We start from the raw sequence: 11,181 nt of genomic DNA on the forward strand, positions 1-11,181 counted from the left end.
AACCGCACCAACCCACACAGGGTCGGGGTCGTTGTTTCAGAACAACACAGTGGACGCGAGCAACTGAGGACAAGCCCTCGGCCTATTAGTACCGGTCAACTCCACCCCTCACGAGGCTTCCATATCCGGCCTATCAACCCAGTCGTCTACTGGGAGCCTTACCCTCTCAAGGAGGTGGGAGTGCTCATCTCGAAGCAGGCTTCCCGCTTAGATGCTTTCAGCGGTTATCCCTCCCGAACGTAGCCAACCAGCCATGCCCTTGGCAGAACAACTGGCACACCAGAGGTTCGTCCGTCCCGGTCCTCTCGTACTAGGGACAGCCCTTCTCAACACTCCTACGCGCACAGCGGATAGGGACCGAACTGTCTCACGACGTTCTAAACCCAGCTCGCGTACCGCTTTAATGGGCGAACAGCCCAACCCTTGGGACCTACTCCAGCCCCAGGATGCGACGAGCCGACATCGAGGTGCCAAACCATCCCGTCGATATGGACTCTTGGGGAAGATCAGCCTGTTATCCCCGGGGTACCTTTTATCCGTTGAGCGACGGCGCTTCCACAAGCCACCGCCGGATCACTAGTCCCTACTTTCGTACCTGCTCGACCCGTCAGTCTCACAGTCAAGCTCCCTTGTGCACTTACACTCAACACCTGATTGCCAACCAGGCTGAGGGAACCTTTGGGCGCCTCCGTTACCCTTTAGGAGGCAACCGCCCCAGTTAAACTACCCACCAGACACTGTCCCTGATCCGGATCACGGACCCAGGTTAGACATCCAGCACGACCAGAGTGGTATTTCAACGGCGACTCCACCATGACTGGCGTCACAGCTTCAAAGTCTCCCACCTATCCTACACAAGCCGAACCGAACACCAATATCAAGCTATAGTAAAGGTCCCGGGGTCTTTCCGTCCTGCTGCGCGAAACGAGCATCTTTACTCGTAATGCAATTTCACCGGGCCTATGGTTGAGACAGTCGAGAAGTCGTTACGCCATTCGTGCAGGTCGGAACTTACCCGACAAGGAATTTCGCTACCTTAGGATGGTTATAGTTACCACCGCCGTTTACTGGCGCTTAAGTTCTCAGCTTCGCCCGACCGAAATCGGACTAACCGGTCCCCTTAACGTTCCAGCACCGGGCAGGCGTCAGTCCGTATACATCGCCTTACGGCTTCGCACGGACCTGTGTTTTTAGTAAACAGTCGCTTCTCGCTGGTCTCTGCGGCCACCCCCAGCTCAGACCGCACGGGTCATCACCAGGAATGGCCCCCCTTCTCCCGAAGTTACGGGGGCATTTTGCCGAGTTCCTTAACCATAGTTCACCCGAACGCCTCGGTATTCTCTACCTGACCACCTGAGTCGGTTTGGGGTACGGGCCGCCATGAAACTCGCTAGAGGCTTTTCTCGACAGCATAGGATCATCCACTTCACCACAATCGGCTCGGCATCAGGTCTCAGACTATTGCAGGGCGGATTTGCCTACCCTACGTCCTACACCCTTACCCCGGGACAACCACCGCCCGGGCTGGACTACCTTCCTGCGTCACCCCATCGCTCACCTACTACCACCTCGGGTCACCGGCTCCACCACTCCCCATTGTCCGAAGACTCCGGGACGGCTTCACGGGCTTAGCATCAGAGGGTTCAGCGTTGGCGCTTCAAAGCGGGTACGGGAATATCAACCCGTTGTCCATCGACTACGCCTGTCGGCCTCGCCTTAGGTCCCGACTTACCCTGGGCAGATCAGCTTGACCCAGGAACCCTTGGTCAATCGGCGCAAGAGTTTCCCACTCTTGTATCGCTACTCATGCCTGCATTCTCACTCGTATACCGTCCACGACTCGATTCCTCGGCCGCTTCACCCGGCACACGACGCTCCCCTACCCATCACAGCCCCCGTTAGGAGTATTGCTGCAATGACACGACTTCGGTGATGTGCTTGAGCCCCGCTACATTGTCGGCGCGGAATCACTTGACCAGTGAGCTATTACGCACTCTTTCAAGGGTGGCTGCTTCTAAGCCAACCTCCTGGTTGTCTCTGCGACTCCACATCCTTTCCCACTTAGCACACGCTTAGGGACCTTAGTCGGTGTTCTGGGCTGTTTCCCTCTCGACCATGGAGCTTATCCCCCACAGTCTCACTGCCGCGCTCTCACTTACCGGCATTCGGAGTTTGGCTAAGGTCAGTAACCCGGTAAGGCCCATCGCCTATCCAGTGCTCTACCTCCGGCAAGAAACACGCGACGCTGCACCTAAATGCATTTCGGGGAGAACCAGCTATCACGGAGTTTGATTGGCCTTTCACCCCTAACCACAGGTCATCCCCCAGGTTTTCAACCCTGGTGGGTTCGGTCCTCCACGTGGTCTTACCCACGCTTCAACCTGCCCATGGCTAGATCACTCCGCTTCGGGTCTTGGGCATGCAACTGGGTCGCCCTATTCGGACTCGCTTTCGCTACGGCTACCCCACACGGGTTAACCTCGCTACACACCGCAAACTCGCAGGCTCATTCTTCAAAAGGCACGCAGTCACGGCCACCGAAGTGACGACGCTCCCACGGCTTGTAGGCACACGGTTTCAGGTACTATTTCACTCCGCTCCCGCGGTACTTTTCACCATTCCCTCACGGTACTATCCGCTATCGGTCACCAGGGAATATTTAGGCTTAGCGGGTGGTCCCGCCAGATTCACACGGGATTTCTCGGGCCCCGTGCTACTTGGGTATTCTTCAAGCGAGCCGTACAGATTTCGTCTACGGGGGTCTTACCCTCTACGCCGGACCTTTCGCATGTCCTTCGACTACCCATACGGTTTCTGACTCGCCGACCGGCCGGCAGACCGATCAAGAAAAAACCCACGACCCCCCAAGCGCAACCCCTGCCGGGTCTCACACGCTCAAGGTTTAGCCTCATCCGGTTTCGCTCGCCACTACTCCCGGAATCACGGTTGTTTTCTCTTCCTGCGGGTACTGAGATGTTTCACTTCCCCGCGTTCCCTCCACACTGCCTATGTGTTCAGCAGCGGGTGACAGCCCATGACGACTGCCGGGTTTCCCCATTCGGAAACCCCCGGATCAAAGCCTGGTTGACGACTCCCCGGGGACTATCGCGGCCTCCCACGTCCTTCATCGGTTCCTGGTGCCAAGGCATCCACCGTGCGCCCTTAAAAACTTGGCCACAGATGCTCGCGTCCACTGTGCAGTTCTCAAACAACGACCAGTCACCCACCTACGACACGGACAAGCCATGCTGTCAGTAGGACCGGCATCCTAGAGGTAACAGCCATACAGCCGTTCCCTCAGGACCCAACAACGTGCCCGACACAATCCAGTCACACACCACGTTCCACGCCCCAAAGGGCAGTACTAGCGGAAGCTTCCGAACCGTGCCGAATAGTCAACGTTCCACCCATGAGCAACCGTGCGAGACATTCGCTCGCAGTCGGCTATGTGCTCCTTAGAAAGGAGGTGATCCAGCCGCACCTTCCGGTACGGCTACCTTGTTACGACTTCGTCCCAATCGCTGGTCCCACCTTCGACGGCTCCTCCCCTTACGGGTTAGGCCACCGGCTTCGGGTGTTACCGACTTTCGTGACGTGACGGGCGGTGTGTACAAGGCCCGGGAACGTATTCACCGCAGCATGCTGATCTGCGATTACTAGCAACTCCAACTTCATGGGGTCGAGTTGCAGACCCCAATCCGAACTGAGGCCGGCTTTTTGGGATTCGCTCCGCCTCACGGCATCGCAGCCCTTTGTACCGACCATTGTAGCACGTGTGCAGCCCAAGACATAAGGGGCATGATGATTTGACGTCATCCCCACCTTCCTCCGAGTTGACCCCGGCAGTCTCCTGTGAGTCCCCATCACCCCGAAAGGCATGCTGGCAACACAGAACAAGGGTTGCGCTCGTTGCGGGACTTAACCCAACATCTCACGACACGAGCTGACGACAACCATGCACCACCTGTACACCGACCACAAGGGGGCTGACATCTCTGCCAGTTTCCGGTGTATGTCAAGCCTTGGTAAGGTTCTTCGCGTTGCGTCGAATTAAGCCACATGCTCCGCTGCTTGTGCGGGCCCCCGTCAATTCCTTTGAGTTTTAGCCTTGCGGCCGTACTCCCCAGGCGGGGAACTTAATGCGTTAGCTGCGGCACCGACGACGTGGAATGTCGCCAACACCTAGTTCCCAACGTTTACGGCGTGGACTACCAGGGTATCTAATCCTGTTCGCTCCCCACGCTTTCGCTCCTCAGCGTCAGTAATGGCCCAGAGATCCGCCTTCGCCACCGGTGTTCCTCCTGATATCTGCGCATTTCACCGCTACACCAGGAATTCCGATCTCCCCTACCACACTCTAGCCTGCCCGTATCGAATGCAGACCCGGGGTTAAGCCCCGGGCTTTCACATCCGACGCGACAGGCCGCCTACGAGCTCTTTACGCCCAATAATTCCGGACAACGCTCGCACCCTACGTATTACCGCGGCTGCTGGCACGTAGTTAGCCGGTGCTTCTTCTGCAGGTACCGTCACTTTCGCTTCTTCCCTGCTGAAAGAGGTTTACAACCCGAAGGCCGTCATCCCTCACGCGGCGTCGCTGCATCAGGCTTTCGCCCATTGTGCAATATTCCCCACTGCTGCCTCCCGTAGGAGTCTGGGCCGTGTCTCAGTCCCAGTGTGGCCGGTCGCCCTCTCAGGCCGGCTACCCGTCGTCGCCTTGGTAGGCCATTACCCCACCAACAAGCTGATAGGCCGCGGGATCATCCTGCACCGCCGGAGCTTTCCACCAACCCCCATGCAGAGGAAGGTCATATCCGGTATTAGACCTCGTTTCCAAGGCTTGTCCCAGAGTGCAGGGCAGATTTCCCACGTGTTACTCACCCGTTCGCCACTGATCCACCCCGAAGGGCTTCACCGTTCGACTTGCATGTGTTAAGCACGCCGCCAGCGTTCGTCCTGAGCCAGGATCAAACTCTCCGTGAATGATTACCCGTGATCGGGTCAACACTCGCGTTGAGCGGCACGGCAACCACCGGAATGAGGTGATCCCGCGCACTGCGTCCTCGCTGTGTATTACAAAAGGAATCTCCAACAAGACCGGATGGTCTCGCCGGGGATGTCAACATATCTGGCGTTGACTTTTGGCACGCTGTTGAGTTCTCAAGGAACGGACGCTTCCTTCGAGCCGCCTTCCAACGGGCCCTCCGAGCGCTTCATTCTTTCGTGTTTCCAGCTTATCAGATGTTTTCCGCTCCGTTTTCCGGAGTTTCACTCACCCGATCCGCTTCCCTTCGGCCTTTCGGCGTTCCAGACTCTATCAGAGCCTTTCGCGCTTCCCGGCCTTCAGGAGGCTTTCCGCCGGACCCGACCTGACGGCCCGTCCGACGTCCAAAACTTTAGCCGACCCCCGCTCCGAAAAGCGAATCCAGCCACAATCCAGAAAAACAACACGACAATTCGCACCAAGCCGCGACAACGCACGACTCAGCTCGAACAGAAGAAGTGGTGTTTCAGAGGATTGGCCGCCCCGGGACCGTCCGCGCCGATGCGTGTCCGGTGCTCCCTGCCGAGCGACCAGACAACACTACCCCCAACGGGCGGGGCGGGCAAACCCCGGCCCGGTCAGGCGTTGAGGTAGGCGAGGACTGCGAGGACCCGGCGGTTGCTGTCGCTGTCCGGGGGCAGTTGGAGCTTGACGAAGATGTTGGAGATGTGTTTGGCCGCCGCGCCCTCGGTGATGAAGAGGCGCTGGGCGATGGCGGTGTTGGAGCAGCCCTCGGCCATGAGTTCCAGCACGTTCCGTTCCCGGGCGGTGAGCGCGCCGAGGGGTTGGTCGCGGGCGTGGCTCACCATCAGCTGGGAGACCACGGCGGGGTCCATGGCAGTGCCGCCGGCGGCGACCCGGCGGATCGCGTCGATGAACTGCTCGTTGTCGAAGACGCTGTCCTTGAGCAGGTAGCCGATGCCACCCGTGCCGTCGGCCAGCAGCTCCCTGGCGTACATCTGCTCGACGTGCTGGGAGAGGACGAGGATGGGGAGTTTGGGGATCTCGCGCCTGGCCTGGAGGGCGGCCTTGAGTCCTTCGGTGGTGAAGGTCGGTGGCAGCCGGACGTCGACGATCAGGATGTCGGGGCGGTGCCGGGCGGCGGCCTCCAGCAGGTCGGGGCCGTTGTCCACGGCGGCCACGGTCTCGAAGCCGTAGGCGTCGAGTAGTTGGATCAGCCCCTGCCTCAGGAGGAAGAGGTCTTCGGCGAGGACAACACGCACGGTATCTCCATCTTTATCGCGGTCGGACCGCCCTGGGGGCTGCTGATGTCCAGGGTTCCGTCGAAGGTGGCCAGCCGGCGGCGGATGCCGTGCAGGCCGGTGCCCTTGGTGGTGTCGGCACCGCCGCGGCCGTCGTCGGTGACGCGGGTGTGCAGCGTGGCGCCGTCGTGCCAGGCGGTGACCTCGACATGCTCGGCCTCGGAGTACTTCAGGGCGTTGGTCAGCAGCTCCGACACCGCGAAGTAGACGGCGGACTCGAGTGGTGGCGCCACCTGGCCGGGGATGTCCACCCGCACCTCGACCTGGAGCGGGCTGGCCAGGCCCAGGGCGCGCAGGGCGTCGGCGAGGCCGCGTTCGGCGAGTACCGGGGGGTGGATGCCCCGGACCAGGTCGCGCAGCTCGCGCAGGGCCGAGACGGAGGAGGCGCGGGCGTCGAGCAGCAGCCTGCGGGCCTCCTCCGAGTTGGTGTCCAGGTGCCGTTCGACCGCGCCGAGGGTCATGCCGAGGCTGACCAGCCTGGCCTGGGCGCCGTCGTGCAGGTCCCGCTCGATCCTGCGCAGCTCCGCGGCGGCGGCGTCCAGGGCGCCGGAGCGGGTCTCGGCGAGGTGCTGCACCCGGATGGCGAGCAGGGACCGCTCGGTCGGGCCGAGCAGCAGGCGGGTGAAGTACGCGTGCCCCTTGAGGAACAGCGGGCTGAACCACACCCAGACGAGGAACAGGGCCACCGCGGCCAGCGCGGCCAGCACGGCGGTCGCCGGGCTCTGGACGGGGACGAAGAAGTACTCGCGGCCGCTGCCCTGCGCGTGCAGGATGGGCCGCCAGAGCCAGCCGGCCAGGGCGAGCCCTTCCAGGACGTAGTAGAGCACCACGGCGGGCAGGAAGCCGGCGATCATGCCGACGGCCGAGTTGAGCAGCAGCCAGAGCAGGTCGCGCCAGCTGGCCGGGTCGGTCAGGATCCATTTGCAGCGGCGGATCCAGCCGACGATGTCCTTCTCGAACTCCTTGGGTTCCGGCCGGTACGGGACGGCGATCCGGACGCCCGACCGCGCGGCCGCGCGCCGGTTGGCGTTGCAGAGCCAGCGGACCCACCTGGTCACGATCGGCAGCATGACCGCGCCGATGCCGATCACGAAGAGGACCACGAAGTAGGCGGTGACCAGGAAGAGGCAGACGGACGCCATGGCTCCGAGTGCGATCAGCACGCCGACCGCCAGGTCGCCGCAGGCCTTGCGGAACCGGGAGGGGAACTCGCGGAGCAGGGAGCGGAGCTGGGAACCGACGCTCACCGGGACTTGTCCTGGTCCGTGGATAAGCCGGGAGAAGGGCGGTAGTCGAAGCACACCAGAGCGATCGTCCATCCGTGACAGCAGCGATCCCGCGAGCCCGCATCCTACGGGTACGTACTTGTACGCACCTCGGGAGTCAGGCTAGCGGGTTTTCCTTGTGCCCGCCACGCTACTGAAACCTGGTCAGCCGTGGCGAGTTGACGTGCCGAAAGCACCGGGGCCGCCGCTCCGTCCGGGGTGACGGAGAGGCGGCCCCGGCTTGTCGGTCAGGCGGGGGTCCTGGCCGTTTCGATCGGCGGAGTCCGCATCCCCCTCCAGGAGGGGAACAGAGTCGCGCCGAAGATCAGGGCGAGCGCGCCGCCGATGATCGCGAGGTAGATGCCGATCGAGCCCTGCGGCAGCGGCGAGTCGGCCTTCACCAGGCTGTACGGGACGATGGTGGTCGCCGCCGCGATGGTGCCGAGGACGGTCGCGATGACGGCGACCAGGGCGCCCTCGACGCTCAGCATGCCCAGTACCTGGGCCCGGGTGGCACCGGTGAGCCGCTGGAGGCCGAACTCGCTCCGCCGCTTGCGGGTCACCGCCACCAGGGTGTTGATCACGGTGATCGCCGCATAGCCGACGATCATGGCCACGATGGTGTAGTTCGAGGAGACCAGGATCTGCTGGATCTGGGAGTTCGAACTGCTCAGCGCGGAACGGTCAGTGATCTTCGTACCGGGGACCGATGCCGCCACCGTGTCCAGGCGGGACTGGAGTTGGCCGGCGTCCGCGCCGGTGCCGGCCCGGACCAGGATCTTCTCCGGCAGGCCGGCGGTGGTGTGGGCGGCGAGCACGTCGGAGGGCAGCAGCAGGTACTCCTGCTTGGGGTTGTCCGCGTAGGTGGCGACGACCCTGGGAGCGGCCGCGGCACCGTCGCCGAAGTGGATCTTCAGCTGGTCGCCGATGCGGACTCCGAACTTCTCCGCCTGCTTGTCCGAGAGGGCCACCGTGTCGCCGTGCAGCTGGTCGATCGAGCCGTTCAGCGAGTCGAGCGCGAGGGTCTGCTCGACCCCCTGGGCGTCGACGCCGCGCAGGTCCATGGTGGTGCCGCTGCCGGCGGCGTCCACGAAGCCGATGGAGGAGGCCAGTTCGGAGGCGCCGGCCACGCCGGGGATGGCGCGGACCGTACCGACCACACCCGGGCCGAAGCCGCCGGTCGAGGAGTCGAGCACGTAGTCCGCCAGCACGTTGCTCGCGTAGCTCTTGGCCGAGACGTGGTCCTCGGTGGACTGCATGTACAGCGTTCCGGTGGCGATGCCGATCAGCAGCACGATCGGGGCGACCGCGCCCGCCATCCGGACGTTGTCGGTCGTGGCGTTGCGCACGGCCAGGTACCCGGAGAGCCCGGTCACCAGGCGGACGGGCCAGCTCAGCGCCACCACGACGGCCTTGGTGATGCCCGGGGCGAGCAGTGCGAGGCCGATCGCGAAGAGTACCGAGGCCGGTCCCGCGGTGCTGGCCAGGGTCGGACCGTCGGTCATCACGGTGGCCGTGATGACCGAGAGGGCGACACCGTTGGCGAGGAAGAACAGTGCCAGCAGCAGCCGGGTGACGCTGAACCACCTGGTCTGGATGGTGCTCTCGGCGAGCGCGGCGATCGGCTTGGTCTTCGCGGCCTTGCGGCCGGCGAACATAGTCGCGCCGAGGGCCGCGGCGATCGCCGCGACGGCGCCGACCGTGATCGGGATCCAGCCCTCGTGGAAGACGATCTCCTTCGACACCACGCCGTTGCCGGTCAGCTGCCCGTACAGCAGCTTGCCGACGACGTACCCGGGGGCGATCGCCAGGGCGGTGGCCAGCACCGACAGGACCGCGGTCTCACCGAGGATCATCCGGCGCACCTGCCGGGAGGTGGTGCCGATCGCCCGCAGCAGCGCCATCTCGTGCGCCCGCTGCTGCAGCGACAGCCCCAGGGTGGAGGCGACGCCGAACATCACGATCAGGACCGCCCAGCTGCCGAAGATGGCCGCCAGGATGGTCACCGTCTGCTGGCTGGAGAGCGTTCCCGGCAGGTCCGCCAGGCCGCGCCGCTCGCCGGTGAGCACCATGGCCTTGCCGCTGACCGCGGACGCCACGGCCTTCCCCAGCCCGGACGCGTCCACGCCGGGGGTCGGCACGACCCCGATGGAGTCGAACTTGCCGCCCGCGCCCGCCAGTTGCTGCGCCTCGGCGTCGGAGAAGAACAGTGCGGGAGCGGTCTTCTGGCCGGTGTCCTGCCGGGCGATGCCCGACACCGTGAACTTCCGGTCGGTGCCGTGCACCACCAGCTCCACGCCGGAGCCGACCGAGGCGCCCGAGTCGGCGGCCAGTGCCGAGTCCAGCACCACCTGGTCGCCGCGGGCCGGGGCCGCGCCCTGGGTCAGGGTGTAGGGGGTCAGCCCGGCGCTGGTCCAGTTGTGGCCGGCCGAGCCGGTGCCGACCGGCTTGCCGCCCGTCACCACGGTCGCGGGGAAGGACAGGTCGGTGATCGCGGCGGCCACACCGGGGACCGCCTTGACCGTGTCGAGCACACCGGCGTCGATCCGGTTGCGCTCGGTCAGCGCGGTCGAGTCATGGGTCTGCTGTCCGGTCACCACGATCGGCACCCCGGCGAGCCGCTCCGGCGGCGCCGCCATGCGCACGCCGGTCTCCATCAGCCCGCCGCAGGCCATCACGATCGCGGCGCCGAGGAACATCGCGACGAAGGTGGCGATGAACCCGACCTTGCGGAACTTCAGTGTCCGTAAAGCCAGCATCCACATCAGCGGTTACCTCCCGCCAGTGCGGAGGTGGACTCGTGGCTCTCGTCGTCCCAGGCGCCGAGCCGGGTCATCCGCGCCGCCACCACCTCGGCGGTCGGCTGGTGCAGCTCGCCGACGAAGCGGCCGTCCGCGAGGAAGACCACGCGGTCGGCGTACGAGGCGGCCACCGGGTCGTGGGTGACCATGACCAGGGTCTGTCCGCCGGCGGTCACCGACTCGCGCAGCAGACCGAGTACGGCCGCGGCGGTCCGGGTGTCCAGGGCACCGGTCGGTTCGTCGGCGAACACCACGTCGGGACGGGTCACCAGGGCCCGGGCGATCGCCACCCGCTGCTGCTGACCACCGGAGAGCTGGCCGGGCAGGTGGTTGAGCCGTTCGGCCAGACCGACCCGGTTGACCACCATCAGAATCTGGTTCTTGTTCGGACGCTTACCGGCCAACTGCAGCGGAAGCATGATGTTCTGCATGACCGTCAGCGCGGGCAGCAGGTTGAACGACTGGAAAATGAATCCGATCCGGTCCCGGCGCAGCTTGGTCAGCCGTACCTCGTCCAGGTCCGCGAGGTTGGTGTCACCGATCAGCACCCTGCCCGAGGTGGGCTGGACCAGGCCGGCGGCGCAGTGCAGGAAGGTGCTCTTGCCCGAGCCCGAGGGACCCATCACGGCGGTGAACGTGCCGGTCTCGAAACTCATACTCAGTCTCTTGAGCGCGGCCACCTCGTTGTCGCCCTTGCCGTAGATCTTCTCGACGGCTTCCAGCCTCACGGCCACTGTCCGCTGACCGTTTTCCTGAGTCTGCACTGGAACTCCCACCCGTTTGTCTCGCACCTCTCGCGAACTGGTATC

At 63.9% G+C, this 11,181-nt stretch carries 4 protein-coding genes and 2 rRNA genes; all 6 read right to left on the reverse strand.

Translation table 11 applies throughout. The features are described from left to right. Positions 1–65: 65 nt before the first annotated feature. A 23S ribosomal RNA gene (locus tag ACSMTC_RS09075) occupies positions 66–3,176 on the reverse strand. A gap of 283 nt (positions 3,177–3,459) precedes the next feature. After that, positions 3,460–4,983 (reverse strand): 16S ribosomal RNA (locus tag ACSMTC_RS09080). Together the 16S and 23S rRNA genes form the textbook arrangement of a ribosomal RNA operon. A gap of 639 nt (positions 4,984–5,622) precedes the next feature. Further along, on the reverse strand, positions 5,623–6,267 hold the full coding sequence (locus ACSMTC_RS09085) for a response regulator (RefSeq protein WP_436559146.1): 645 nt from the start codon (positions 6,265–6,267) through the stop codon (positions 5,623–5,625). Continuing rightward, positions 6,231–7,553 (reverse strand): sensor histidine kinase, encoded by a 1,323-nt coding sequence (locus ACSMTC_RS09090; RefSeq protein WP_436559147.1) that lies wholly within the window; start codon positions 7,551–7,553, stop codon positions 6,231–6,233. The genes ACSMTC_RS09085 and ACSMTC_RS09090 overlap by 37 nt, the downstream gene beginning before the upstream one ends. 266 nt (positions 7,554–7,819) lie before the next feature. Continuing rightward, on the reverse strand, positions 7,820–10,336 hold the full coding sequence (locus tag ACSMTC_RS09095; RefSeq protein WP_436559148.1) for an ABC transporter permease: 2,517 nt from the start codon (positions 10,334–10,336) through the stop codon (positions 7,820–7,822). Then, positions 10,336–11,094, reverse strand: a complete 759-nt coding sequence (locus ACSMTC_RS09100; RefSeq protein ID WP_436564633.1) for an ABC transporter ATP-binding protein — start codon at positions 11,092–11,094, stop codon at positions 10,336–10,338. Before ACSMTC_RS09100 ends, ACSMTC_RS09095 begins: the two co-directional genes overlap by 1 nt. Positions 11,095–11,181: the final 87 nt, after the last annotated feature.

This window comes from Kitasatospora sp. HPM-01-4, from assembly GCF_051374625.1.
GTDB lineage: Bacteria > Actinomycetota > Actinomycetes > Streptomycetales > Streptomycetaceae > Kitasatospora.